General features: G+C 53.1%; 28 protein-coding genes. 10 read left to right on the top strand and 18 right to left on the bottom strand.

Annotated elements, in window-relative coordinates:
• Nucleotides 1-34 precede the first annotated feature (34 nt).
• Nucleotides 35-1,432: a 6-phospho-beta-glucosidase gene (locus KNP80_RS05515; RefSeq protein WP_214719040.1), complete on the bottom strand. Its 1,398-nt coding sequence runs from the start codon at nt 1,430-1,432 to the stop codon at nt 35-37.
• 203 nt (nt 1,433-1,635) lie between these two features.
• On the opposite strand from KNP80_RS05515, the gene KNP80_RS05510 reads away from it, so the two are divergent.
• Complete coding sequence (locus tag KNP80_RS05510; protein WP_214834075.1) at nt 1,636-2,520, top strand: MurR/RpiR family transcriptional regulator; 885 nt, start codon at nt 1,636-1,638, stop codon at nt 2,518-2,520.
• On the opposite strand, the gene KNP80_RS05505 is transcribed toward KNP80_RS05510, so the two are convergent.
• The 6 genes from KNP80_RS05505 to kynU form a co-directional block, all read right to left on the bottom strand.
• The gene (locus KNP80_RS05505) at nt 2,513-5,044 is read right to left on the bottom strand and encodes a YfhO family protein (RefSeq protein WP_214834072.1); all 2,532 of its coding nucleotides are present in this window, start codon (nt 5,042-5,044) and stop codon (nt 2,513-2,515) included. The genes KNP80_RS05510 and KNP80_RS05505 overlap by 8 nt on opposite strands.
• Entirely contained in the window at nt 5,041-5,430 is a 390-nt protein-coding gene (locus KNP80_RS05500; RefSeq protein ID WP_214719046.1) for a GtrA family protein, read from the bottom strand. The genes KNP80_RS05505 and KNP80_RS05500 overlap by 4 nt, the downstream gene beginning before the upstream one ends.
• Nucleotides 5,378-6,364 (bottom strand): glycosyltransferase family 2 protein, encoded by a 987-nt coding sequence (locus KNP80_RS05495; RefSeq protein ID WP_214719047.1) that lies wholly within the window; start codon nt 6,362-6,364, stop codon nt 5,378-5,380. Before KNP80_RS05495 ends, KNP80_RS05500 begins: the two co-directional genes overlap by 53 nt.
• Nucleotides 6,365-6,489: 125 nt before the next feature.
• The gene (gene kynB / locus KNP80_RS05490) at nt 6,490-7,113 is read right to left on the bottom strand and encodes an arylformamidase (RefSeq protein WP_214834069.1); all 624 of its coding nucleotides are present in this window, start codon (nt 7,111-7,113) and stop codon (nt 6,490-6,492) included.
• 14 nt (nt 7,114-7,127) lie between these two features.
• The gene (gene kynA, locus KNP80_RS05485) at nt 7,128-7,967 is read right to left on the bottom strand and encodes a tryptophan 2,3-dioxygenase (RefSeq protein ID WP_214834066.1); all 840 of its coding nucleotides are present in this window, start codon (nt 7,965-7,967) and stop codon (nt 7,128-7,130) included.
• 11 nt (nt 7,968-7,978) lie between these two features.
• Nucleotides 7,979-9,256, bottom strand: coding sequence for a kynureninase (gene kynU, locus KNP80_RS05480; protein ID WP_214834063.1), 1,278 nt, complete (start codon nt 9,254-9,256; stop codon nt 7,979-7,981).
• A gap of 192 nt (nt 9,257-9,448) precedes the next feature.
• On the opposite strand from kynU, the gene KNP80_RS05475 reads away from it, so the two are divergent.
• Nucleotides 9,449-10,303: an HAD family hydrolase gene (locus KNP80_RS05475; RefSeq protein ID WP_214834060.1), complete on the top strand. Its 855-nt coding sequence runs from the start codon at nt 9,449-9,451 to the stop codon at nt 10,301-10,303.
• Nucleotides 10,304-11,012: 709 nt separating this feature from the next.
• Complete coding sequence (locus KNP80_RS05470; RefSeq protein WP_214719069.1) at nt 11,013-11,174, top strand: hypothetical protein; 162 nt, start codon at nt 11,013-11,015, stop codon at nt 11,172-11,174.
• 17 nt (nt 11,175-11,191) lie between these two features.
• Here KNP80_RS05470 and abc-f read toward each other — a convergent pair whose 3' ends face one another.
• Nucleotides 11,192-13,042, bottom strand: a complete 1,851-nt coding sequence (gene abc-f, locus KNP80_RS05465; protein WP_214719071.1) for a ribosomal protection-like ABC-F family protein — start codon at nt 13,040-13,042, stop codon at nt 11,192-11,194.
• Between the two features lie 324 nt (nt 13,043-13,366).
• Between abc-f and KNP80_RS05460 the strand changes: the two genes are divergently transcribed.
• Entirely contained in the window at nt 13,367-14,284 is a 918-nt protein-coding gene (locus KNP80_RS05460) for a DMT family transporter (RefSeq protein WP_214719073.1), read from the top strand.
• Nucleotides 14,285-14,321: 37 nt separating this feature from the next.
• On the opposite strand, the gene KNP80_RS05455 is transcribed toward KNP80_RS05460, so the two are convergent.
• The 5 genes from KNP80_RS05455 to KNP80_RS05435 all read right to left on the bottom strand — a co-directional run bounded on the left by KNP80_RS05455 (nt 14,322) and on the right by KNP80_RS05435 (nt 17,162).
• Entirely contained in the window at nt 14,322-14,507 is a 186-nt protein-coding gene (locus KNP80_RS05455) for a hypothetical protein (protein ID WP_214711241.1), read from the bottom strand.
• Nucleotides 14,508-14,522: 15 nt separating this feature from the next.
• Nucleotides 14,523-15,434 carry a Gfo/Idh/MocA family protein gene (locus KNP80_RS05450; protein ID WP_214711242.1) on the bottom strand — a complete coding sequence of 304 codons (912 nt, stop codon included), beginning with the start codon at nt 15,432-15,434 and terminating at the stop codon, nt 14,523-14,525.
• A gap of 84 nt (nt 15,435-15,518) precedes the next feature.
• Entirely contained in the window at nt 15,519-16,238 is a 720-nt protein-coding gene (locus KNP80_RS05445) for an anti-sigma factor (protein ID WP_214711243.1), read from the bottom strand.
• The gene (locus KNP80_RS05440) at nt 16,235-16,795 is read right to left on the bottom strand and encodes an RNA polymerase sigma factor (RefSeq protein ID WP_214764445.1); all 561 of its coding nucleotides are present in this window, start codon (nt 16,793-16,795) and stop codon (nt 16,235-16,237) included. The genes KNP80_RS05445 and KNP80_RS05440 overlap by 4 nt, the downstream gene beginning before the upstream one ends.
• Before the next feature lie 115 nt (nt 16,796-16,910).
• Nucleotides 16,911-17,162, bottom strand: a complete 252-nt coding sequence (locus KNP80_RS05435; RefSeq protein WP_214711245.1) for a hypothetical protein — start codon at nt 17,160-17,162, stop codon at nt 16,911-16,913.
• A 62-nt stretch (nt 17,163-17,224) separates the two neighbouring features.
• On the opposite strand from KNP80_RS05435, the gene KNP80_RS05430 reads away from it, so the two are divergent.
• Complete coding sequence (locus KNP80_RS05430) at nt 17,225-18,013, top strand: HAD family hydrolase (RefSeq protein WP_214834057.1); 789 nt, start codon at nt 17,225-17,227, stop codon at nt 18,011-18,013.
• Between the two features lie 6 nt (nt 18,014-18,019).
• On the opposite strand, the gene KNP80_RS05425 is transcribed toward KNP80_RS05430, so the two are convergent.
• Both KNP80_RS05425 and KNP80_RS05420 read right to left on the bottom strand, forming a co-directional pair.
• Nucleotides 18,020-18,292: a hypothetical protein gene (locus tag KNP80_RS05425; RefSeq protein WP_214711247.1), complete on the bottom strand. Its 273-nt coding sequence runs from the start codon at nt 18,290-18,292 to the stop codon at nt 18,020-18,022.
• Nucleotides 18,293-18,456: 164 nt separating this feature from the next.
• Nucleotides 18,457-18,672, bottom strand: coding sequence for a hypothetical protein (locus KNP80_RS05420; protein WP_235420224.1), 216 nt, complete (start codon nt 18,670-18,672; stop codon nt 18,457-18,459).
• A gap of 130 nt (nt 18,673-18,802) precedes the next feature.
• Between KNP80_RS05420 and KNP80_RS05415 the strand changes: the two genes are divergently transcribed.
• From KNP80_RS05415 to KNP80_RS05400, 4 genes are all read left to right on the top strand, one after another.
• Entirely contained in the window at nt 18,803-19,036 is a 234-nt protein-coding gene (locus KNP80_RS05415) for a hypothetical protein (protein ID WP_029594535.1), read from the top strand.
• Nucleotides 19,033-19,233 (top strand): helix-hairpin-helix domain-containing protein, encoded by a 201-nt coding sequence (locus tag KNP80_RS05410; protein ID WP_214719083.1) that lies wholly within the window; start codon nt 19,033-19,035, stop codon nt 19,231-19,233. Before KNP80_RS05415 ends, KNP80_RS05410 begins: the two co-directional genes overlap by 4 nt.
• A gap of 155 nt (nt 19,234-19,388) precedes the next feature.
• Complete coding sequence (locus KNP80_RS05405) at nt 19,389-20,849, top strand: UDP-N-acetylmuramoyl-L-alanyl-D-glutamate--2,6-diaminopimelate ligase (protein WP_214719085.1); 1,461 nt, start codon at nt 19,389-19,391, stop codon at nt 20,847-20,849.
• Between the two features lie 96 nt (nt 20,850-20,945).
• Nucleotides 20,946-21,290, top strand: a complete 345-nt coding sequence (locus tag KNP80_RS05400; RefSeq protein ID WP_034779525.1) for a YflT domain-containing protein — start codon at nt 20,946-20,948, stop codon at nt 21,288-21,290.
• A gap of 58 nt (nt 21,291-21,348) precedes the next feature.
• Here KNP80_RS05400 and KNP80_RS05395 read toward each other — a convergent pair whose 3' ends face one another.
• Nucleotides 21,349-22,344: an MDR family oxidoreductase gene (locus tag KNP80_RS05395; protein WP_214719087.1), complete on the bottom strand. Its 996-nt coding sequence runs from the start codon at nt 22,342-22,344 to the stop codon at nt 21,349-21,351.
• Between the two features lie 146 nt (nt 22,345-22,490).
• On the opposite strand from KNP80_RS05395, the gene KNP80_RS05390 reads away from it, so the two are divergent.
• Complete coding sequence (locus KNP80_RS05390) at nt 22,491-22,922, top strand: hypothetical protein (protein WP_034779522.1); 432 nt, start codon at nt 22,491-22,493, stop codon at nt 22,920-22,922.
• A gap of 19 nt (nt 22,923-22,941) precedes the next feature.
• Here the strand turns inward: KNP80_RS05390 and KNP80_RS05385 are convergent, their stop codons facing one another.
• Nucleotides 22,942-23,148, bottom strand: coding sequence for a hypothetical protein (locus tag KNP80_RS05385; protein WP_214834054.1), 207 nt, complete (start codon nt 23,146-23,148; stop codon nt 22,942-22,944).
• Between the two features lie 88 nt (nt 23,149-23,236).
• On the bottom strand, nt 23,237-23,941 hold the full coding sequence (locus KNP80_RS05380; RefSeq protein ID WP_214834052.1) for an SDR family NAD(P)-dependent oxidoreductase: 705 nt from the start codon (nt 23,939-23,941) through the stop codon (nt 23,237-23,239).
• Nucleotides 23,942-23,952 lie beyond the last annotated feature (11 nt).

The following is a 23,952-nucleotide window of genomic DNA, read 5'->3' as shown; positions in this document are numbered from 1 at the left end:
AACAGCCGACGCATTCGAGGTGCGTCGGCTGTTTTTATGCTTGATGAATAGGTTGGAGTGCTTGAACGACTTCGTCTTTGATCGTGACGCCGCTCGCTTCGAGTTCAGCGATTTTATCGGCGAACTGTGGCAAGTACGCTTTATGGGCGATGAGCAGTTCATCGAGCACCCGTTTCGCGGTCTCGCCGCTCGGGATGAGCGGATTGATGATGAACGCTTGAAGGGCGAGTCCGTAGTCACCGGTCACGGCCGCTTCTTCGACGCACCGCTCCATGTTCTTCATCACTTGGAGCCATCCTTTTTCAGCGGGGGCGAGTGCGCCGAACGCGATTGGTTTCGCACCGGTCGCCCCGATATAGGCCGATACTTCGACGACGTCGTCCGGGGCGAGGTCCGGGACGGCCCCGTTGTTCTTCGTCGAGACGACGATATGTGTGTTCTTATTGGCGTAAATCGAGGCGATCGTCTCACACGCCGCGTCCGAGTAGTGGGCACCGCCGCGTTTAGACAGTTGCTCCGGTTTATGGTCGAGGTTCGGGTCTTTGTACAGCTCGAACAGCTCGGCTTCGGTTTGCTTCACTTGCTCGGCACGTGTGCCGACGGCCGGGTCCCGATATTCCTCGAGCATGTGGGCGAGCATCTCTTCGGCACGGTAATAGTATCGGTGATAGCCGCAAGGAATCATGTTCATCTGTTGCAGTTGTTCTTTGAAGAACGGCATGTCATGAATATTGGCGGGGATGCCCGAATCGCCGTCATACATCTTGTCGATGATGTCGCGCGTGACGTCTTGACCATGCACGTCATGAACCCGGTGCCAATGGAAGTGGTTCAATCCGGCGAACGAGTAAATCAACTCTTCCGGTTTCTTACCAATCAGTTCCGGTTCTGCCATCATCGCATTGACCGGCACGTTGCACAGGCCGATGACTTTGTCCCATTTGCCGTAACGGATGACCGCATCGGTCACCATTCCGCTCGGGTTCGTGAAGTTGACGAGCCAGGCGTCCGGACAGAGCTGTTTCATGTCTTCGACGATATCAAGGATGACCGGAATGGTACGGAACGCCTTCAAGATACCGCCGGCCCCGTTCGTCTCTTGGCCGACCATGCCGTACGAGAGCGGAATCCGTTCATCTTTGATGCGGGCGTCGAGCAAACCGACACGGAACTGGGTCGTAACAAAGTCGGCGTCTTGTAACGCTTCTCGACGGTCGAGCGTCAGATGCACTTTAACGTCATACGGAGAAGCGTCCCACATTCGCTGCGCCATTTGTCCGACGATGTCGAGTTTGTCTTGACCGGCCTCGATGTCGACGAGCCAAATTTCGCGAATCGGTAACTCTTCATACCGCTTAATGAACCCTTCCATCAATTCTGGTGTATAACTGCTACCGCCCCCAATGGTGACGAGTTTAATTCCGGTTGTCATACGAATCTCCTCCTCATATGTTCACAAAATAGTCTTAGATGTGTAAATGAATATCAGCGCTGAAGGTATCTTCTCATTTCTCATTCAGTATAAAATATAGAAAAATGAACACAATAGATTTGAAGATAACTCCGAAAGCGTTTACAAAAAGAAACATATAGACATTTATTTTTGTGAATTCAATTCACGAGAGGAGACCGGACATGCTATTGACTGAGAAAATGAAGCAAGACCTGTTCTCTAAATCAGAACGGGCCGTCATCGACTATTTGTTCGTCGAGCGGGAGCGGATTCACGATCAGACGATGAAGCAAATCGCTGCGGCGACGTATACGCACCCGTCCATCCTTAGCCGAATCGCTGCGAAATTGGAGTTCACAGGTTGGGTCGAGTTGAAGGAGCAGTTTTTGGAGGAAATCGAGTATTTGAACCGTCATTTCTCAGACATCGATGCGAACGAGCCGTTTGCGGCCGGCGACCAGTTGATGGTCGTAGCGAACAAGTTAGCGGCGCTCAAACAGATGACGATTGAGGATACGTTGTCGTTGCTCGATCATGAGGCGTACGAGCAGGCCGTAACGATGTTGTGTGAGGCACGGCACATCAAAGTCTTTTCTGTTATCCATAATTTGTTGCTCTGTCACGACTTCAAGTCAAAGATGAACCGAATTGGCAAACAAGTCAGCCTCTGTGAATTCGATGCCGAGTTCGAAGCGGCCAACTCGGATGAAACGACGTGCGCGCTCCTCATCTCGTATACGGGGGAGAGCGATTACACGCTCGGGCTCATCCTTTACTTAAAGAAACAACGTGTGCCGGTGCTCTCCTTGACGAGTCTCGGAGAGAACGCGATCTCGAATCAGGCCGACTGCACGCTCCGTTTGACGACTCGTGAGCGCCTCTACTCGAAAATTGGGAGCTTCACGACGAACGATTCGATTCATTGTCTGCTCGACCTGTTGTACGCGGGTGTGTTCTCGAAAGACTATGAGGCGAACATGGCTTACAAAGTGCAAATTTCGAAACGGTTCGACCATCGAAAAATTTCAAGTGAGGTCATGCAAGAAGAAGAGCATCCGTTCACGTGAACGGATGCTCTTTGCGGCGTACATATACGCGATAGCTGATGAACAACACGAGACCAAGCAACGTCATCACCGTTGTGATATTAAAGAATGGCGGTCGATATGTCAATTCGACCTCGTTTCGCCCTTGATCGAGCTGAATCGCACTGAACGCATAGTTGGCCTGTAAGACGTCACGGGTTTCTCCGTTGACGGAAGCGCGCCATCCGCGTTCAAACGGCACAGGGAGAACAGCATACGTTCCTGGCTCGGCTTCCTCGACGGTGAAGTCAAAGTCGGGACCATCCCAAGTGACCGGGATGTCAGGACGCGTCTTCGTCTCCTCGACTACCGAGTCGAGCGTCGCATAATCTTCCCACTCGACGGTCACATTTTCGAGTGCATACGTGCCTTCGGGAAGACGTAACGGGACGCGCTCGGACATCGGCGTGCGTAGCGTCATCGATGTGAGGTCGGTCCGGTAAATCGACTCCTCTGGTTTACGTGTCGTCCGGTATCCACCCAGTTTGATGAAGAACGCGTCGCCCTCCAGCTTTCGAATGTCGAAGGAGACATACAAGTCTCCCCTCGCCGTCGACGGGACGTCCGGAATCAAGTCGATGCCGCCTTCATCAGAGGTGACACGAAGTGTATCGCCATCTAATGCAGCCTCGACTTCTTCGGTCATAACGTCGATGGTCCGAGCCGGAGTCGGTGTGTCGCGTCCAGCTTCTAAGATGACACCTGAGAGCATCGTCTGCTCGCGCGTCAACATCGAGACATCGTCAAGATCAGCTTGGCGATAGGTAGACGTCGTCGTGCGAACGAACGGGAGGCGCGTCCCGCTTTCATAGACGGCGTAACGTTCCGTCTCGGCGAGCAGGTTGAAACCGTATGGTGCTTCGCTCGCCGCATTGTCACGGCGCATCCAATAGGGGCTCGATACTAAGTGATGCAGGTTGGCGCGATTGCCGAGCGTACCGTATCGACTCACACTTTCCCGTCCCATATCAATTTCGAGGTCTTTCCAATAGAGCATCAACAGGTTCCCGTTCAATATGCTCGAGTACAGGCTGGTCCCGAGGAACGATTGGACGATGGGTGTGTTGTTGCGCAAAGGAACCATCCAATCGAGACGTTCGAGCGGGGCGGCCTGCTCCTGTACGAGTGCAATCAGTTCCCGTTGTTCGGCGCTGTCATAGTTGGAACTGTTCACGAATGACTCGTTCGTCTTAACGATGGCTTGATCGTGAAGCACGAGTTTCGTGTAGCCGTTAAAGACGACGAGACATGAGACGATGAGCAGGTACGGCGTAATCATTGGTTTCCACCAAAGCGACGCCACGGTGGCGAGCATCAATCCAAAGATGACAAGACTGACTGACCACGACGCGACCTCCCCGAACAAACCGAGTAGGAGATAAAGCGAGACCGTACTCGTTGCGGCGATATAGAACGATTTTTTTTCAAATCGCCAATGTGACAATCCGACCGCGACCGCACCACCAATCGTAAAGCTCGCGAGATATTCCCAGCGATATTGCGGAGCCGAGAAACCGTTGAAGAAACTTCCGACGTGTGGGCTGAAGTGAAGTACCGTGAATAAAAGACTCATCGCCGCAAAAAGACGAAACGCTGTTTGGCGATAGAGTGGACGATAGAGGGCGAACAGGATGAAGACGGCCGGAATGATGAACAGGCGGCTATCATACAAAATATTATCGAAGCGCACCAGGTCAATCTCGTGCTCGAGAGACGGTCGCTCGTTTTGCAGAAATCCATACGTCGCCGGAATGAATGCGAACGCGCTGAGGAGCAACGCGAGCACACCTGATCCACTATACAGTAGCCACTGTTGTCGGCGTCTGAGACGATCTTCCGGGAAGCGGATGAACTGGCGGAACACGACGTAGACAAAGACGAACACCAAGTTGATGTAGGCGAAGTAGAAGTTATTGACGAGCATAAGCGCACTGATGACGATGAAGAAGTCGGCGCGCCCAAGCCGGATGATGCGCTCGAGACCGATGACGAGGAGCGGGACCCAGAGAAAGGCGTCTGCGAAAAATTCCCAAAACGTCACATGGCGAATATACATGACGGATACTCCGTATAGGACAGCGCCCACGAAGGCGTGTGGCAGTTTGACGTGGAACAGCCGATACGCGTGTGTCGCTAACAATAGGACGACGGCGAGACGGATGATGCTGACGACGAGAGTGAGCTGTAACCATAGTTCGAGATTTGGCGTGACGAGTCCGAGTGCGTCGAACAGGGAGACAACGGAGACCGTGAGCCAAAACACGACCGAAGTCGCATAGTAGTAGGCGAGCTGCGTGATGATTCCACCGCCAAAGCCGAAGTCTTCCGCATAGACGAGGTTTCCTTTATGGAACGTCTCGTACAGGAAATGTTTGAACGGGACCATCTGCGATAATCCGTCATTCGTGCCAGCGATGTAACCGCCTTGTGACTGATAATAGATGAAAAAGGAATGGGCGACGATGGACACGAGTAAAGCGGCGGCGATGAGCAATTTTTTCTTCATATGGCGGAGTGCCCCTGCTTCAAAATCTTACTCGTGACGATGAACGTCGCCGGTACGGCGATGAAAATGGCGAACAGGGGGGCGATGGCAGTCGACACCCGGAGCTGTTCGACGAGCACATAAATACAGACGGTCGTGACCGTGAAGTTGACGACTTGTGTCAGCGGGAACTGTAGAAATTTGCGTAGCGTCGGTTTGACGTTGAACGTGAAATAGCTGTTTAAAAAGAAAGAGGCGACCATGCTGAGCGCGAACGCCACCACATGAGAGACCCCATAGCTGATGTTCCATACGTAATGAAACAGCATATAAACGACGTAGTAATTGAGGGTGTTAATTCCCCCGATGACGATGAATCTTATAAACTCTGCCTTCCGATTGTTCATTCACACTCTTCCTTTGCATATTAGTCTCTTGAATCAAATAAGCGGGACGTTGTTTTGTCTCGAAGTAGATACGTCCGACATATTCACCGATAATCCCGAGACTGACGAGTTGAATCCCTCCGAGCAAAAGGATGGCCGAAATGAGCGTGAAATAGCCTGGCGTTTCGACGCCGTCTTGAATAATCCCGAACAGCGTGAATAAAATGTACAACATCGACAGGACGAGAATCGAGACCCCGGTAAAGAAGCAGAAGCGGAGCGGTTTGGAGTTGAACGAAATCAAGCCGTCGACGCCGTAATTGAACAATTGACGAAACGACCATTTCGTCTCTCCATTTTGGCGAAGGACGTTTTGATAGGTGATGATTTTTTGTTCCATCCCAATCCAAGAGAACAATCCTTTTGAGAAGCGCTGATTCTCGTTCATCCGAAGAATCGCATCGACGGCATCACGACTGAGCAATCGAAAATCGCCGACCCCGTCTTCGAGTTCGATATCGACAATTTTATTAATTAACGAGTAGTACGTTTGGGACGCCAATTTTCGGATGCCGCTCTCGCCGGTCCGGTCCCGTTTAGCGATGACTTGGTCGTAACCTTCCTCAAAGCCCGTAATCAGTTTCGGGATGAGTGTCGTCGGATGTTGTAAATCGGTATCCATTAAAATCATCGCGTCTCCGTTCACGTGTTGCAGACCTGCTAAAATGGCCGCCTCTTTCCCGAAGTTCCGAGAGAACGAGATATACCGGATTTCAGGACGACGAACTGCTAGCGATTTGATCGTCTCGAGAGTGCGATCGGTACTTGCATCGTCAATAAACAAGATTTCATAATGATAGTCGCTATCAAGAAATTGTTCATGGATGGCTTGGAAGATGAGCGGGATGTTTGTCTCTTCATTATAAGCTGGGAGAACAAAGGAAATGAGTTGCATAGATTGACTCCTTTCGGGCGTGACACATACGTCTCTTGTTCCCGAACGAGCCGGAACTCATGCCTGATTTACAGAATGACTGTAAAAACAAAACATCTACCCGGGAAGAGTAGATGTTTCTTCGTTCAGTCCAATGAACGCAACAGTGCGCGCACCGGACTGCCATCTCCTTTGACGATGGGGAGCGGCACGGCGTTCAATTCATAATCACCAGGGGCGATATGGTCGAGGACAAGTCCTTCAAGAATATGGACCCCGTTGCGGGCAAGCGCATGATGCGCCGCCATCTCTTTACTGTCGATTGCATCGACCGACGGCAAATCGAGACCGATCAAATAAATCCCAAGTTCGCCGAGCCGGTCGGCGAGTGAAGGCGTGAGTTCAGGGATATGGCTCGGGAACTCCTGCTTATTCGGCCAGCCGTCCGTCTTTAAAATCAACCGTTCGACGCCGGTCAAGTCAAAGCCGTCCAAGTCCGTTGCCTCGATGCGTTCTCGACCCGGGAGATGGATGACCCGGGCCGGCCCGATATAAAGTCCCGGGTCGAGGTCGATGACGCGCTGTCCGGCGTCGTCGAAATGGAACGGGGCGTCGATGTGCGTGCCGGAATGGAGGCTCATCGTCACTTTGCCGACGTTGACCGATCCGCTGTCGGCCATCGGCCAGGCAATCTCGTAACGGAAGGCGGTGTCGCCCGGCCATGTCGTGATTGAATCGTCGAGCGGTTGCGAAACATCAATCCATGTCATCGTGTTCATCCTCCTCACAGTTTTGTCCGGACGGTCCAAAGTTCCGGGAAGAAGCGGTGGTCGAGGACGCGGCGCAAGTAATTGACGCCGGACGAGCCGCCGGTCCCCATCTTTTGTCCGATAATCCGTTCGACCGTGCTCATATGGTTGAAGCGCCACATCTGTTGCTGGCTGCCGATATCGAGCAGTTTCTCGCCGAGCTCGTACAAGTCCCAATACTTGTTCACATCGCGATACACTTCGACCCAAGCGGCTTCGACGCTCTCGTTCCACTCCCAGTCTTTCGTGACGTCGCGGTTGAGCACGGCCTCATCGATGGCGAGACCGCGGCGATGCATCTCGCGGACGGTCATGTCATAGACGCTCGGTGCTTGCAGAGACGACTCGAGGAGCGGGTACAGCTTCTCGTCATGGGCGTACACGTTGAGCGTGCGCGCGTTCTTGAAGCCGAGCGCGAACTCGATTTGGCGGTTCTGATACGATTGGAACCCAGACGACGAACCGAGCTTGTCCCGGAACTCCAAATATTCAGCCGGGGTCAACGTCGCCAGGACGCTCCACGACTGGATGAGCTGTTGTTGAATCTTCGAGACGCGGGCGAGCATCTTGAACGAGCGCTCAAGCTCTCCGGTCTCGATGGCGGTCGTCGCCGCCGTCAGTTCATGTAAAATCAGTTTCATCCACAGCTCGCTCGTCTGATGGATGATGATGAACAGCATCTCATCGTGATGGTCCGACAGACGATGCTGGCTCGATAAAATCGGGTCGAGCTGCAAATAGTCACCGTATGACATGTCTTTTGAAAAATCGGTCTGAATTGATTGCTCGACGTTATGTTCAATCCGTTCACTCATATGAATTCTCCTTAGGCCACGACTTCGCGGACGTTCTCGAACGCCTCGTATTCTTTGTTTTCCATGATCGTCTTCAAAATCATCACGACGTCATACACATCGGTGAACGTGTTATACAAGGCGACCGGAGCCAAACGGATGATGTTCGGGGCCCGGAAGTCCGGAATGACGCGATGCTGTTTGAGCGCTTTACAGATGCGGGCCGCCTCTGGATGCTCGAGGCTCAAGTGGGCACCGCGTTGCGTCTCGTTGCGCGGGCTGCCGATGACGAAACCGTACGGGGCGAGCACTTCATCAATCAGTGCGGTCATATACGACGTCAACGCGAGCGATTTCTCACGGATGGCGTCCATCCCGACCTCGTTGAACATCTCGAGGGCGCCGAGTTGCGGGGCCAGGCTCAAGACGTGCGGTGTCCCGATTTGGAACGCTCCGGCGTCATCGGCCGGCGTCATCGTGTGATCCATATCGAACTGTTTATCTTTGCGTGAACCGAACCAACCGGCAAGGCCAGGTGTCGTCCCGAAATGACGTTCATGGACGAACAGGCCGCCTACACTGCCCGGTCCGCCGTTCAAATGTTTATAGTTGCACCAGTAGGCAAAATCGACGCCCCAGTCATGGAACGCGTGCGGGATGGCGCCGACCGAATGACAGGCGTCAAAACCGATCAAGATATCCCGTTCATGTGCCGCCTTGGCGAGGCGGGCCATATCGAGAATCTGCCCGCTGCGATAGAGGACGGTCGGCAAGACGATTAAGGCGATATCGTCCGTCATCGCCGCGATGATGTCTTCTTCCTTCAAGTAGCGTCCGTCCGGGCTCGAGACTTGGACCAAATGTTCGCTCGGGTCGAGTCCGCGGAGCTCAAGTTGACTCTTCAAGGCGTAAATGTCGGATGGGAAGGTGAGCGTGTCGGCTAAAATCTTTGTCCGCTTGCCTTTCGGTTCAAAGAACGAGGCGACGAGCTGATGCAAGTTGACCGTCGTCGAACCTGTCACCATCACTTCTTCGGCTCTCGCTCCGATGAGCGGGGCGTTGAGCGCGGCCAACTGTTCCGACAAGTTGAACCATGGGTGGCGTCCCGACATCCACCCATCAATCCCGAGCTCCTTCCAATCGCTCAGTGATTCGAGTAACGTTCGTTCGGCCCGTTTCGATAACAGGCCGAGCGAGTTACCGTCCATATAAATGCCGTCCTGCGGCAAATAAAATTCTCCCCGGTATGGTGCGAGCGAGTCGCTGGCGTCGCGTGTTTCCGCGTACGCCCGTGTGAAATCTTGTAACATTCTCATCCCCCTAAAATTCGTCATGCAATGCTGACAAAAGCGTAGCAATCAGGGCAGGGCGTGTCAACACGAATGACCGCAGTTCGGGCATGGTTCGCACGTGCTTCTCACGGCTGGATATGTGATGATGAAATGGAGAGAGTCAATCTGAAAGAATTGGGTGATCCGACCCGCGTGAGAGGAGAAGAGGAGATGAAACTAATTGCCATCGATTTAGACGGGACGTTGTTATCGCGGACAGGTGTCATCACGGAAGCGAACCAGGAGGCGATTCGCCGGCGCCAGGCCAAAGGAGATTTGGTGTCGATTTCTTCTGGACGTTCGATTCATGACATCGAGGAGCTGTTGAAGCGGAGTGATTTGTCGTGCCCGATTTTGTCGGGGAACGGCGCGATTGCTTTCTATGAGAATGAGCGGATTTATTACCATGCGCTCCCGAAAGATGTCGTACAAGAGTTGTGGAACGTGGCCCATGAGCACGGGGCGTACGTTGAATTTTATACGAATGCCGGCGTAAAAGTACTTCGTTCGGGCACCGATTTGCTGAAAGGTGAGCTCGATGAGGTGTTGCCGCATGACCAATCGTTCACACGAGAGTGGGGCGAGCGAGAGATTGAGATTCAAAACGAGCAATTCGGACTGACTTATGTCGATGCAATCGAGGACATCGACTTCGAGGCCGACGAAGTGTATAAAGTGTTCGTCTATTCGTTCGACCGGCGAAAGCTGCATGAGCTCCGGAAATTATATGAACCACGGACGGATATTTTAATCACGACGGCAGGCTGGACGAAGATTGAAATCGGACATCCGAAGGCGAGTAAAGGGATGGTGTTGACGCAGTTGGCGGAGCATCATGACATCCCGCCATCAGACATCGTGGCCATCGGTGACAATTTGAATGATATCTCAATGTTTGAAGTGGCGGAAAAACGGATTGCGATGGGGAACGCCGTCGATCCGTTGAAAGACATCAGTACCCATATCACGAAAGACGTCGAAGCGGACGGCGTCGCCTATGCGCTCGACCACTATATCGATAACTAATTTTTGGAGAAATGGTGAACAAGGATTCGTCAATCGATAAAACGGTTAATGTATCTGTGTAGTCCTCATTCAACGTGTTGAGCTGAAAGGGGGCAACGGATGAAACAAAGATTCCATCGTTGTTTGACTGAGGCCGGCTCGGTGAAATGAGAGACGTATTGGATGAAACATCGGCTGACTAGGCGGTTCTCCTCGTTCAAGCTGTCGTCCACCTGACCTCGCGTAAGGGGTGAGGGGGCAGACAAAGGAGAATCAGTGGGAGACTAGACGTTTAGGCAACTCGGTGTTTCAAAAAAGGTGGGCCGATGAGGTTCATGATTGATTTCAACCATATCCGTCAAAACGCAGTCATGGTCATTGTGGAGACGAGATCTCTAGGCAAGACTTGATTGCTGTTCAGACGAACGTACGCCGCGAAATCACGTGCTGAACCACGTCCGTTTTCTAGTGTTGATTCATGTACCGCATGGGACGGTCGGCCGGGAAGGTTCCGGTCGGTTGAAAGTCCGCTTTGCTAGAAACGCTCACCGGTAAGCGCCACGTTCGTGGCGCTTTTCTTATGGGCGAATGTTGTGGTGCGGGCCGTCAATCAAATAAGTGTCGGGTGAAGTGGTATAATGAGTCGCAAGCTGTGGCTGCAAGGCGCGTTCGCTTTCCTTGATTTCGGTCGAGCGGCGGATGTAAAGGAACGTGGTAGAGGAGTGATCATATGCCGAAACTGTATTGGCTCGGGACGTTCGTGAGCGGAGTGATCCTGACGACGATGGGGGAAGCGGGAGGAGTCCCGCGAATCGTGCCCTATTTTTTGATGGCGCTCGGCGTGACCGGGTTTCTCGTTCAATCTTGGTTCGAACAAAAACGACGCCGTTAAGCCGGCGTCGTTTTTCATTACATGGATTCAAGTAAATGGTTGAGCAACGTGTCGATGTCAGTTTGGAGGACATCAGCTTGTTGTTGCAACGTCATCAGCTCGGTGAGGTCGTTCGTCTTACTCATCTGATGAAGAAGTTCCTGATGCGCTTCTTCGAGCGCAGACAAGCGAGCCTCATCCACCGAGATGTCTTGAGCCTTGACCGCCGTCACGGTCGCTTCTGTTGATTTCGTTTTCTTCTTCGGTACCGCCACGATGGCTCCCGGTTCGAGTTGACGTTTTTCAAGCGCATACGTGACATTTCCCGGGAAACGTGTCGCTGTCCCGTCGAGCCAATAGGTGACGGGGAACAGTTTGTTCAAGAAGTAGCGGTCGTGCGAGACGGCGACGAGCGTACCGGTGAAACGGTCCAGTGCGTCTTCAAGCGCTTCGCGGGCTTCGATGTCGAGGTGGTTCGTCGGTTCGTCCAAGACGAGCACGTTGATGTCCTCATGCATGAGGATGGCGAGCATGAGCCGCATCTTCTCGCCACCGCTCAAGTCTTTGACCGGTTTGAAGACGCTCGCGCCATAGAAGAGGAACTGGGCCAACAGTTGACGGGCCTTGCCCTCGTCGACGGCAATCCGGTCGCGGAACGCCTCGATGAGCCGGTGGGAGTCCTCGAAGTCGATATGTTGGGACAAGTAGCCGATGCGGGCGCGTTCCGCTCGTCTTACCGTACCCGAGGTCGGTTCGAGTTGGCCGAGCAACACTTTCAACAGTGTCGATTTTCCGCTCCCGTTCGGACCTACGATGGCGACACGCTCCCCGTGACCGGTGTAGAACGACACATGCTCGAAGACGGTGCGGTCGTATCTGACCGTCACATCGGTCGCCTCGAACACATCGCGCCCGGTCCGTCCGTTCGCTGTGAACTGGATGTCTGGTTGTACGGCTTCGAGACAAGGCCGTTTAATCGTCTCGATGCGGGCGAGCGCCTTCTCCATCGATTTGGCGCGGCGGTAAAACTTCTCGTTTGGCGGATTGCCCTCGTTCGCCCATTGCCGAAGCTGGCGAATCGTCTCTTTCATCTTCTTGATTTTCTTTTGCTGCTCCGTGTAGGCGTGGAATTGATCGAGCAACCGTTTTTCTTTTTGCGCGATAAAGGCACTATAATTGCCGTCGAAGCTCGTCAGTTCCCCGTCCTCACACTCGACGATGCGCGTGGCGACCGCATCGAGGAATACCCGGTCGTGCGAGACGAGGAGTAGGGTGGATGGACTGTCACGCAGGAACGCCTCGAGCCACGCCATCGCCTCTAAATCGAGGTGGTTCGTCGGTTCGTCCAGGATGAGCAGTTCCGGTTCTTGGAGCAGTGCCAAGGCAAGCCCGACTTTTGTCCGTTCGCCGCCGCTCAGCGTATCGAACGGTCTGTCGACGAAGCGGGTCAGGCGCAGCCCGTCGATCATCGCGTTCACTTTCGAATCGATGACGTACCCGCCGCCGTTCTCATAGCGGGTCTGCAAGGCACCGTACGTCTCGAGAAGCGATTCAATGTCATCGCTTGTGGCCATCATGGCCTCGAGCTGTCTCATCTCGTCACCGAGTCGCGTCAACTCGGCGAATGCGGTATAGAGCACGTCTCGACCTGACTTACCGGGATGGGCCGGAATTTGGGCCAAATAGCCGATGTGCAACCGTTGCTTGCGATAGATGGTCCCTTCGTCTGGCGAATCGGCGCCGACGATGAGACGCAGAAGCGTCGTTTTGCCGCTCCCGTTCCGTCCGACGAGCCCGATTCGTTCGCCGGCGTTCACATGAAGATTGGCATCGCTCAAGACGGCATGGCCGCCAAATTGTTTTTGGATGTGTTGTAACTCGATTAACATGAGTGATTCCTCCTAGAGTAGAGGCCTATCAAAAAAGCCGAGCGCAAAGAAGCGCTCGGCAAGAGAGAGGCGCTTTGTCGTATTTCAGCAATGTCTAAAAAAGGACAGACGGGTCCTGTGATTATGCGACATCGTGAAAAATCGCACGCAAAATGTACAAATGTTCTGTTGACCAATGCGTACGTCCGACAAAGTTCACCTTTCTCCCTCCTTTCAATCATCATTACAATAAGTGTAAGCGATTTCGGTCAGTTCGACAACTAAGGAGACAGGAATATTAGGAGCTGATGTCGTATTGTTAAGGAATCAGAGAGGAGAGACGTCATGCGCAAGGAATGGATAGGTGCTATCAGTTTAACGCTCGCCGCGAGTATTTGGGGCGGGATGTACGTCGTCAGTAAATATGCGCTTGGTTATATCGAGCCGTTCACGCTCATCTGGATGCGCTATGCCGTCGCCTTTATCGTCCTATTGGCGATGTGGGGAGTGTTCGGACGCGAGCGAATCAATCGGCGCGACTGGAAATGGATCGTGCTCGTCGGAGTCATCGGGTACATCGCCTCGATTTCGTTTCAGTTCATCGGTACGAAACTATCCGACGCCCATACGGGATCGCTCGTCACGGCGGCGACCCCGGCGTTTATGGTCATTTTCGCCCGAGTCATTTTGAAAGAACGGCTCACGCCTGTCAAAATCGGGTCACTCTTGCTGGCGACGCTCGGGGTCATCATCGTCGTCGGCTGGCACGTCGAAGGCACATACTTCATGGGGAGCCTCGTCTTGGTCGGTGCGGCCATCACGTGGGCGCTCATGTCCATCTATGTGAAAATCGCATCCGAGACGATGTCGTCGTTGACGATCACGACGTTCGCCATCGGTATCGCCTTCGTGTTGATGACGCCGCTCATGGGAGTGGAAGTGGCCGCATCCGGCTTACCGAATATGACCATGGTGCTGTGGATGAGCGTATTGTATGTCGGCGTCATCTCGACAGCTGGGGCGTTCTTCTTTTGGAACAAAGGGCTCGAGCTCATGGATGCGAGCGTCGGGTCATTATTCTTCTTTTTCCAACCGCTCGTCGGGGGTTACCTCGGCTGGCTCGTCCTCGACGAACGACTCGACCGTAACTTCTTTATCGGCGCCGCCTGTATCGTCACGGCCGTCACGTGGTCGACACTCGCCGAGCGACGGCAAAAGCGGACCCGCGAGACACGTCAAACTGAGAAGCGCCATATTTTATAACCAAAGACGACCGGCCCGCTCTGGGCCGATCGTCTTTTTAAAAACCGTGATGGTCGAGTTTGTCTTCGTCGCGCTTCATCGCGAGTTCGAGCCGCTGAATCGCGAGTTTCTCTTGCTCGATTTTGAGTCGAAGCTCTTCTAAACGCGCCTTCCGTGTCTTGTTGAACGTGTCTGCGGCGATGGACACGACGACGATGACCATAATGTAGAAAAAGAAATCCATTTGATACGCCTCCCTTTAGTGTGAGCCGAACAGCTCCGTCACCAGCTGTTGTGTGAGGAGCGCCTCACGACCGTCCGTCATGATGGCCGTATCCTCGGTCACTGCCGAGATAAAGTGGTCGATCGCCCCTTGGAACCCGCGTTGGGTCAGGAGCGTGTCCCATGACCCGAACGTCTTCGTCGAATGGGCGCCGTGCTCGAACCGTTGAAGCGTCACCATCTCATCGACCGTCACGCGAAGTCCGTCGCGGATGGCGCTGAGTCCTTCATGATTCGTCCCGGCTTTACGGTGCATCGACGTCGTGTGCAGTCCGTGCTCGTCTTGCCAGACGTGACGTGCGAAATGGAGACCGTTCGCCTCGGTCGTCGCGATTTGGCCCGTCACTAAGCGTAACTCGCTTCCGGCGAAGTACCGGAGCGTGTCGACGACATGCAAATAGTCATCGAGCAGTGTGAACTGATAGTCGTGGCCACGCAATCCGTCGCCACGATGCTTGACGAAGTCGATCGTGTGGAATGGGGCTGCTGCTTTCACGTGCTGATACATCGGGGCGAACCGGCGATTGAAGCCGACCATGAGCTTACGGTTCGTCTGCTCGGCCAGCTCAACGAGATGTTCCGCTTGTTCGATCGTCGCGGCGAGTGGTTTATCGACATACACATCGACACCGTGTGCGAGCAGATAAGAGACGACGTCGAAATGTGTCTCGGTCGAACTGTGGACGAACGCCGCGTCGACGGACGCCGCGAGCTCGGGAAGTCCCGTGAATGATTCCATCCGGTGGGCCTGACAGATTGCCTCACGTTTGGCGACGGTCGGGGAAAAGGCACCGACGAGTTCGAACGACGTGCTGTTCGTCAAAATCGGTAAGTACGCTTTCTGAGCGATGCCGCCGAGACCGACGACACCAATTTTAGGCTGACGCATATGTACCACTCCTTTTCTATCATCATAACGAAAAAAGAACCAAATGACACGCACGCTCGAAGCGTCCGGTCACTCGGTTTTTGCTTATAGGCTGGCAATAAGGACGACTTCGCCTTCGGGTGCCGTGTTGCCTCGCTCAGGTTCTTTCGTGACAGCGACGGTGTCCCAGTCCGTCTCCGACTCGGTCGAATCGAGTGTATAGATGACGGTCCCGTTGCCTTTAGCATCCGTCACGAACGCCCCGGTCGGAATCGGGGAGTCGTCTTTTATGAGCCAAACTTGATATACCTCGTTCGCTTCGAGCGCATCGAGTCCGTTCGTTTGGACGATGAGCTGACGCTCACCGTCCTGTTCGGCCAGATAAGCCACGCCTTCTGAGTCGCCTTCGAGTGGTACCGTCTCGGTCAAGGCGATGCCGCTCGGGTCATCTTGGTTCAATAGCAGATAGCCGTTCCCGATCAAAGAGAGCACGAGTGCGGCTGCGAGAGCGAGCGCTCCCCATGGCGTCTTCTGTTTTTTCTTCGATGCCGTGAATGGGGTGACCGGGGTCGGTTCGTCTGGTTTCGACTCTGCCTCCGTATTCGTATCGTCTTCAGCGAACACGTTGTCGAGGATGCGTGCCTTCATCCCGCTCGGCGGTTCAGCCGGTTCAGAGAGGAACGCGACGCCGCCGACGAGGGCCTCGAGTTGTTCGAGCTCTTCTTGACACGTTTGACATGTCGCGAGATGCGCTTCAAACCGGATGCGTTCGTCTTCCGTCAAATGCTGGTTGAAATAATCGATCAATTGGTCACAAGCGTTCATCGTTCCACCTCCTTATCGATCAAATCATGGGATAGATGCCTTCGTAACTGTTTCAACGCTAATCGAATCCTTCCTTTTACGGTACCGAGCGGAATATCGCACGCATCGGCGATCTTTTGTTGGCTGAGCCCTTGGAAATACATGAGACGGACGACTTGTTGTTGCTCGGTCGGCAGTTCGGCCATCGCCGTCTCGATTTGCGTTCGCTCTTCTTGCCATTCGACCTCGGTCTCGACGGACGGGGCCGGGGACGGGATGGCTTCAGCGTAAGACTCGTCTAGTTGCAGGTCGGGTTTTCGTTTGCGAATCAAGTCGATCGTGACATGACGGCTCATCGTGAACAGCCACGATTTGAATTTTCCTTTTGAGTCATCATATACGCCGCCGCCGCGCCACAGCTTGATGAATACTTCCTGCATCGCTTCTTCGGCGAGGTCGCGGTCTTTCGTCAACTGCATGACAAAGGCATACAGGATTCGTTCGTAGCGATCATAAAGTGCCTCGAGCGCTTGTTTGTCTTTTTGCCTGACGCGCTCGTACAGTTCAATATCAGTCATGGCTGTCTCCTTTATCCATAAGGGAATCCCTTGTATTGATCTAACGGATGAAACCGTGAAATGGATGCCTATTTGAGGTGACTATTTTGTGAACGGTCGTTATGTAGTCCCGTGTTTAACGGGAGCATGTCGACGTCGCGTCGCCGAGGCGGCGGAAGAGTTTCAAATTCAAGGCGCTGAGCAGTCGATACGTCATAAAACTAATGAACGTCGCCGTGAGGAGCGTGACGAGAAGTGCGGGTCCGTTCGAGAGCCATTGTTGCCAAAATGAATATGTCCGTATGCCGAACAAAAAGGCGAAGACAAGTCCGAACCCGATCACGATTCCGCTATACTGACAGTAGTAGCGGCTTAAACGATTTTTCATGTTGCACGTCCTTTCTCCTTTTACTATACGAGAAGGGGTATGGCGACACAAGGAGGATGACGATGAAACGATTTACAAAGGAAGGACGGACGCTCATCTGTTTTGATTTCGACGAGACGTACTTCCCGCATGCTTGTTCCGCAAAGCAGTTGGAGCGCTTGCGGCAACTCGAAGATTTTCTCGATCATCATTCACATCGCTTATCAACGATGTGGGTGACGGGGAGTTCGCTCGAGACGATTATGGAGAAAGTGAAGCGGGCCGAGATGCGTTACTTCCCACATCGAATCGCGGCGAGTCTCGGGACAGAGCTGTATCAAGTGACGGCGTCCGGACAACTGGAGCTTGATCCCGGTTATTCGTCACGGTTTCCCGATGATTTTTCAGACCGCGTCACCCAAGTCGTCGACAGGCTAGGGCGAACACTCACGATTGAACCACAGACGAATCTTGGCACAAGCGGCTGGATGCACAATTATTATTACTTCGGCAAGAGCGCACAGGAGCTCGAGCATATTCGTTCGAGTGCCGGTGACTTCGGAATCGCGGTCAACGTTAGTCGTTGCAACCCGCTCGCCGGGGATCCGGCAGACGCCTACGATATTGATTTCATCCCACGAGGGGCGGGGAAAGTCGCTGCAGTCGACTACGTGTGCGACCGATATACGTTTCAAACCGAGCACGCCTACGCGTTCGGGGACAGTGGGAACGATTTAGGAATGTTGGGGTATGTCAGTAACGGCTATGTGCTTGGTAACGGGACGGAAGAAGCCAAACGAGAACATGGTCGTGTCACCGAGGGCATGTATGCGGATGGGATTCTAGAAGTGTTGCATCGAGCAATGCGATAGACGAACTCAAGCGCTGGCGACTAGACGTAGCGCTGCGGTCTCCACCCGCTCGAACAAATGCGTTCTCAGCCGATGGGTCGTCAAATCGAGCGGCAGACGATGCTTCCAAAGCTCGGTGAACACCTCGAATAGGACGGCCTCGGCCCAGTCGGCTCGCGTCGTCAAGCGGAGGGTGAGCGAATATAAGATGCGCTCATAGCGGTCGTACAGCAGTTCGAGCGCGGAAGTGTCGCGGTTTAACAATCGTGCGTATAAATCGTGATCGGATATGAATGACATGGTGAACTCCTTTAAGAATGAGACTATCTCGGGTTAAGTTGCGGGAAAATGACGGAACCTTCTTATTTCACTTATAAGGTGAGCGTAAACGGTTACTTGCTGATTCGAGCACATTCAAAAAACACCCGAGGTCCGCGTCTAGCGGCCAGGCGGGTGTTTTTGGGTTAAAACGACGTATAACAGTGAGGGCATGTCTGGGTGTTCCCACCGGACCGTTTGAACGTTTTCTTACAGTTCGGACACGTGACGGTCTCGGTGTCTTGGCCGAACAGGCTGCCGCGGTTGAATAAGACATTTCGTAAATTTGGCAAGGCTTTGGCGGCATAAATCATGGAGATGAATAGGACGATGGCCAAAACGGCCAACATGACATATGTCATAACGGGCGTACTCCTTTCGCAAAAGATTCATTTCTTCTAGCATACGGCAAATCGCTCAAACGCACACCTCTAGACTGGAATTGAGAACAAATGTTCGATATAATAAAGGTAACAAAAGGAGGGAGATCAGATGAGGCAAGAAGTCATGCGTTGGATGCGGAACGGACAAGTCGTAGAAATGGTGTATATCGATCGGAACGGGGTCATTTCAAAGCGACGCGTCAAACTGATGAAGCTGCAAGGCGATCGACTTGTCGCGTGGGATATACGCAAGAAGGCCCGTCGGACATTTTGTATGGAACGTGTCCTCGCCTGTCTCCCGACGATCGAACGAGATTCAGGACGAGAGGAGGGAATTGGATGACACCACTTCCGAAATGTTCGGCGCCGGCCGAACGGGCGCTCAAGGCCGCCTATATCGATACGCTCGAACAGTTGGCCACGTATACGAAGCAAGAGATTGCGGCCTTACATGGGGTCGGGCCAAGTGTGCTGCGGATCTTGGAAACCGCGCTTCATGAGCAAGGACTTCGGTTCACCGACAACGAAATACATTCCTAGTCCCGTCCTGGACTAGGAATTTTTTGGTTGGGCGATTGCATTGCACGTAAAAAGGGAAGTAATATATTTGTCATCTCCATTACAGCCTAATATCTAGTACCATGACGATAAGGTTTGCGAACCTAGCGACACCCATGAGAAAGGAAGTACACAGCATGAGGACGAAACGTTTATCCGCCATTCTAGAAAATGAGATGGATGACATCGAACGCGATCCATGGGTGACCGGAATTGAGACAGATTCCAGAAAGGTCAGTCCAGGGAATTTATTTATCTGTATCCGCGGTTATACGGTGGACGGACATGAATTCGCTGAGGATGCCGTCTCCAAAGGAGCGGTTGCTGTCATCTCGGAATACCCGCTTGATCTTGAGGTGCCGAACCTTGTCGTCGCGGACACGAAGCGGACAGCCGGTGTGGTGGCCAGTGCCTTTTATGACCACCCCTCACATCGGATGCGTATTTACGGTGTCACCGGTACGAATGGCAAAACGACGACCGCGACATTGACATATGATCTATTTCGTCTGTCCGGACGACCGGTCGGGATTGTCAGTACGATTGGAGCACGTTATAAAGATCAAACATTAAAAACACCAAATACGACGCCGGAAGCCGTCGTCTTACATCGTATTTTGGCCGAGATGGCGGATGCCGGCGTGACCGACTGTGTCGTCGAAGTCTCCTCGCATGCAATGATGGAAGGACGTGTCGAAGGCGTCCGATTTCACGCGGCGGCGTTCACGAACTTGACGCATGACCACTTGGATTACCATCGCTCAATGGACGAGTACGCCCGGGCCAAAGCCCGATTATTCGAACAAGTCGAAACGACAGACGGGGACGCCATTATTTTGAACGCCGAAGACCCGGCCAGTAAAACGATGGCCGCCTTTGCCCCGACCCGTCGACGTATCATGTATAGCACGCATGCGGACGTACCGGCCGATATCCAAGTCATTTGGCATGACCAAACGGTAGTCGTCAAAATGAACGCACTGACGATTGAGGCGCCGGTCCGCTTCATGGGCGCATTCAATGCCGCCAACTTGGCCGCAGCCATCGGTCTCGTCTCGACGTCGGAACTGATGTTGCGTGCAATCATCGCCAACGTGCCGGGACTCACGCTTCCGAAAGGTCGGCTCGAACGACTCGATACGGAAGACGCCGAGATTTATCTCGATTATGCCCATACGCCTGATGGTCTCGAGAAGTGTCTATCGACGCTTCAGCAAGGGGAACGTGAACTCGTTGTCGTCTTGAGTGCGGCCGGAGACCGAGATCCGACGAAGCGGGCAGAGATGGGTCGAATCGCGAGCCGCTATTCAGACGATTTAATCGTGACAGTACATGACGTGCGGACGGAAGACCCGAGGCACATCATCGATGGATTGCTCGAAGGTGTTGATTCGAACACGCATTACGTGACGTTCGAGGAACGGCGAGATGCCTTGCGCCATGCAGCGCAACAAGCGCTCGTCGGGAAACGGATCGTCGTCGTCGGAAAAGGTCATGACCATGTCGAACGAGTCGGACAAGAGTCGATTCCGTTCAACGAATCGGACATTTTGCTCGATGAATTAAAAAAATTAAAAGGCCAAGAACCGGCCGTTTAACGAAACGATGACAGCTGTCATCGTTTTTTAATGTGTCATTTTAGGAAAAGAAGGTAATTACTCTTACTGTAACGCTATCGAAGGAGGGAACTACACATGTCAGTTTTGTACAAAGAGTTCACAAATGATGAAGAAGTCGTGACCGCCATTCAATCGATGAAAGCGAAAGGGATTGAGGACAAGCACATTTATGTCATCACCCATGACGATGACCGGACCGACCGTGTGGCCGATAATGCCGACGCGAATACGGTGACGGCATCAGACGTCGGCCTGGGGACGGCCGCGAAAAATGTGTTCCGTAAAAAAGGGGACGAGCTTCGAGCCCAATTCGAACAGCTCGGCTTCTCATCGACCGAAGCGGATCAACTCGAGAAAAAATTAGACCAAGGCAAGGTGATCGTCGTCGTCAAAGACGCACCAGCCGGATTCACGTTATAATTCCACCACCATGGAGAATACAGAGACAGGGCTGAATCGATGGATTCAGCCCTGTTTGTTAGTCATGGATCCGAACGACGGTCCGACCGCTCAGTTCGCCGCGCATCATCGCCTCAGCGTGGCGAGGGATGTCATGCAACGGAATCTCATGAATCATATGGTTGAGCACGTTAGAATCAAGCAGCTCATCCAGTCGTTCCCACGCCTTCAGACGACGTACGATGGGTTGCATGACCGAGTCGATGCCGATTAATTTGACTCCGCGCAAAATAAACGGATAAACAGTTGTTGGAAGGTCGGAACCGCCGACAAGTCCGCAAGCTGCAACGGCACCTTCATAACGCGTTTGACTCAAAATATTCGCAAGAGTGGCCCCGCCAATCGAATCGATTGCCGCGTCAAACCGCTGTCGAGCTAACGGACGAACCGCTCCCTCAAGCTCGTGTCGATCGATGACGGTGTCAACGCCAAGTGCTTGCAAATAAGGGGAGTCTGTCTTTCCTGTGGATGCGATGACGTGATAGCCAAGTTTATGAAGTAAGATAATCGAAAAACTGCCTACGCCTCCAGTTGCACCTGTTACTAGCACTTCTTCCCCTGGTCGAACGCCAGCGGACTCAAGCGCATCGATTGAAAGCATGGCTGTCAATCCAGGTGTCCCGATTGTGATGGCATCACGCATGTCCATACCTTTAGGCAGTTTTACAAGCCAGTTTCCGGGAACTTGTGCAAATTGACTGAATCCGCCGAAATGTCGTTCGCCGATCCCGAAACCGGTGGCGATGACTTCATCGCCGGCTTTGAAGTCGAGATGATCGGACTCGACGACCTTGCCGACAAATTCACATCCAGGGATGAACGGGTATTGATTAATGATTTTTCCGGGTTCGGTAAGACCGAGGGCGTCCTTATAATTGAGTGCGGAATAATGGACCTCGACGAGGACGTTACCGTCTTCTTCTTTTGGAAGCGCGTCGAGTTTGACGTCCGTCACCTTGGCGTGAAGATGGTCATCCGTCTTGTCGAGGACGAGTGCTTGAAATGATTCGTTCATGGTCAATTGGCCCCTTTCGCTGATCCGTATTCTATTCCTTTGTTATGATTCCCTACCTGCCAAAATATATACACGAATGTTTCGTTCTAACAGGGAGTGGAATGGTACAATGAAAGAGATTCAACTAGAGTGAGGAGGAATGAAGCATGCGGCACGACGACTATGAGTTTGATGAAGAAGTAGAAGAAGGCGAATTGTTCAACGTATACGACATTCTGCCACCGGATGGTACCATTCTTGAGATGGCAACGGCCGAAGAGATGGTACGTGCGGCGGAACTCGAGGCGACACATAATGCGCTCGAGCGAATCCAAGACTCAAACTTTCAGTTGTCAGGGGTAACCTTTAAAGAGTTGCTGGCAGAGTTCGAACGATACGAGCAAGAATCGATGGAATTCTGGACAGGTGTTTATAGCCGATTGCGCATTCCATGGGCATGGACGATTCGAATCGATGTGGCCAACGGTCCGATTCACGTCGTCAATGACCGCGACATCTTTATCGATGAAGCGGACTTCGAAGAGTACGATTTCGAGGAATATGCTGATGATGATTACGAAGAAGAAGACAATCAATGAATCCAAAAACGTCTTTCCCTCATTCAGGGAAAGACGTTTTTTTGCTGTCGAGGAGAGCAACACGGATGCGCGTTACTTCTGTCGCTCCGAACCAAAGTCCGACGCTACATAAGATGGCGACACCGCTCACCAGCGCTCCGACAATCGCCGTGTCCCCAATCATCGTGAACGACAATCCGAGACTGAACAAGCCGAAAAATAATAATCCTCCTGCAATCGTCTTCATGACTTAGCCACCCTTTCTCATTTCATCTGTCTCTAGTGTAGGCGGTTGAACCTAAAAAGGGTGGCTGAATTTTATACCAGGTGAAAAATCAGTCTAGGTTATACACCGAATACGTCTTGCCATTCTCGAACGGCTCGTCTAGCAAGTGTTTCGCCAAGATGCGGGCGACCGTTTCAGGGGTGCGCAATCGTCCTTCCGTCACATAGGAGCGGAACTGTTCAACGTCACGGAACGCGTCTTCTGACGAGGCCCGAATGCTTTCCTGCATCGCGGTGTCCATGACGCCTGGATTGAACAAGGCGACCTTGTCGTCCGTATCGGTCAATTCAAGGGCGACCGTCTCGGTGAAATGATCGAGCCCGGCTTTCGTCGCACAATAGGCACTCCAGCCCGAGATGGGGCGCTTGGCGGCCCCAGAGGTCACATGGATGAGCGAGACGGGCAGGTCGTATGCGAGCATCGCGTTTGTCAAGAGCATCGGGGCGAGCAGGTTGGCTTGGACGTGGGCGATGAGCTGCGCAGCGTCCAATTGACCGGCCCGATGAATCGGTTCAATCAACGCCGCATTTTGGACGACGAGCAAAGACGTTGCCGTCTCGATGAGCGGCTTCATCTGTCCAATTGCGGCCAGTGTGCTTGTCGGATCAGCTAAGTCGACCTTGACGTGATGGAACGAGGCATCGGTCGCCTGCGTCCGTGAAAAATTGACGACCTCGTAATCCCGCTTCAATAATTCCTCGGCGATGGCACGGCCGAGACCGCGCGACGCACCGGTCACGATGGCTAGTTTCATGACAGCTCCTC

Source organism: Exiguobacterium sp. E4787, from assembly GCF_018618375.1.
GTDB classification, from domain to species: Bacteria; Bacillota; Bacilli; order Exiguobacteriales; family Exiguobacteriaceae; genus Exiguobacterium; species Exiguobacterium chiriqhucha.
This window is presented reverse-complemented; position numbering and strand designations above follow the sequence as displayed.

Coding starts and splice junctions, on each gene's coding strand:
- KNP80_RS05515 (WP_214719040.1), bottom strand. CDS start 1,432: ATGACAACCGGAATTAAACTCGTCACCATTGGGGGCGGTAGCAGTTAT.
- KNP80_RS05510 (WP_214834075.1), top strand. CDS start 1,636: ATGCTATTGACTGAGAAAATGAAGCAAGACCTGTTCTCTAAATCAGAA.
- KNP80_RS05505 (WP_214834072.1), bottom strand. CDS start 5,044: ATGAAGAAAAAATTGCTCATCGCCGCCGCTTTACTCGTGTCCATCGTC.
- KNP80_RS05500 (WP_214719046.1), bottom strand. CDS start 5,430: ATGAACAATCGGAAGGCAGAGTTTATAAGATTCATCGTCATCGGGGGA.
- KNP80_RS05495 (WP_214719047.1), bottom strand. CDS start 6,364: ATGCAACTCATTTCCTTTGTTCTCCCAGCTTATAATGAAGAGACAAAC.
- kynB (WP_214834069.1), bottom strand. CDS start 7,113: ATGACATGGATTGATGTTTCGCAACCGCTCGACGATTCAATCACGACA.
- kynA (WP_214834066.1), bottom strand. CDS start 7,967: ATGAGTGAACGGATTGAACATAACGTCGAGCAATCAATTCAGACCGAT.
- kynU (WP_214834063.1), bottom strand. CDS start 9,256: ATGTTACAAGATTTCACACGGGCGTACGCGGAAACACGCGACGCCAGC.
- KNP80_RS05475 (WP_214834060.1), top strand. CDS start 9,449: ATGAAACTAATTGCCATCGATTTAGACGGGACGTTGTTATCGCGGACA.
- KNP80_RS05470 (WP_214719069.1), top strand. CDS start 11,013: ATGCCGAAACTGTATTGGCTCGGGACGTTCGTGAGCGGAGTGATCCTG.
- abc-f (WP_214719071.1), bottom strand. CDS start 13,042: ATGTTAATCGAGTTACAACACATCCAAAAACAATTTGGCGGCCATGCC.
- KNP80_RS05460 (WP_214719073.1), top strand. CDS start 13,367: ATGCGCAAGGAATGGATAGGTGCTATCAGTTTAACGCTCGCCGCGAGT.
- KNP80_RS05455 (WP_214711241.1), bottom strand. CDS start 14,507: ATGGATTTCTTTTTCTACATTATGGTCATCGTCGTCGTGTCCATCGCC.
- KNP80_RS05450 (WP_214711242.1), bottom strand. CDS start 15,434: ATGCGTCAGCCTAAAATTGGTGTCGTCGGTCTCGGCGGCATCGCTCAG.
- KNP80_RS05445 (WP_214711243.1), bottom strand. CDS start 16,238: ATGAACGCTTGTGACCAATTGATCGATTATTTCAACCAGCATTTGACG.
- KNP80_RS05440 (WP_214764445.1), bottom strand. CDS start 16,795: ATGACTGATATTGAACTGTACGAGCGCGTCAGGCAAAAAGACAAACAA.
- KNP80_RS05435 (WP_214711245.1), bottom strand. CDS start 17,162: ATGAAAAATCGTTTAAGCCGCTACTACTGTCAGTATAGCGGAATCGTG.
- KNP80_RS05430 (WP_214834057.1), top strand. CDS start 17,225: ATGAAACGATTTACAAAGGAAGGACGGACGCTCATCTGTTTTGATTTC.
- KNP80_RS05425 (WP_214711247.1), bottom strand. CDS start 18,292: ATGTCATTCATATCCGATCACGATTTATACGCACGATTGTTAAACCGC.
- KNP80_RS05420 (WP_235420224.1), bottom strand. CDS start 18,672: ATGACATATGTCATGTTGGCCGTTTTGGCCATCGTCCTATTCATCTCC.
- KNP80_RS05415 (WP_029594535.1), top strand. CDS start 18,803: ATGAGGCAAGAAGTCATGCGTTGGATGCGGAACGGACAAGTCGTAGAA.
- KNP80_RS05410 (WP_214719083.1), top strand. CDS start 19,033: ATGACACCACTTCCGAAATGTTCGGCGCCGGCCGAACGGGCGCTCAAG.
- KNP80_RS05405 (WP_214719085.1), top strand. CDS start 19,389: ATGAGGACGAAACGTTTATCCGCCATTCTAGAAAATGAGATGGATGAC.
- KNP80_RS05400 (WP_034779525.1), top strand. CDS start 20,946: ATGTCAGTTTTGTACAAAGAGTTCACAAATGATGAAGAAGTCGTGACC.
- KNP80_RS05395 (WP_214719087.1), bottom strand. CDS start 22,344: ATGAACGAATCATTTCAAGCACTCGTCCTCGACAAGACGGATGACCAT.
- KNP80_RS05390 (WP_034779522.1), top strand. CDS start 22,491: ATGCGGCACGACGACTATGAGTTTGATGAAGAAGTAGAAGAAGGCGAA.
- KNP80_RS05385 (WP_214834054.1), bottom strand. CDS start 23,148: ATGAAGACGATTGCAGGAGGATTATTATTTTTCGGCTTGTTCAGTCTC.
- KNP80_RS05380 (WP_214834052.1), bottom strand. CDS start 23,941: ATGAAACTAGCCATCGTGACCGGTGCGTCGCGCGGTCTCGGCCGTGCC.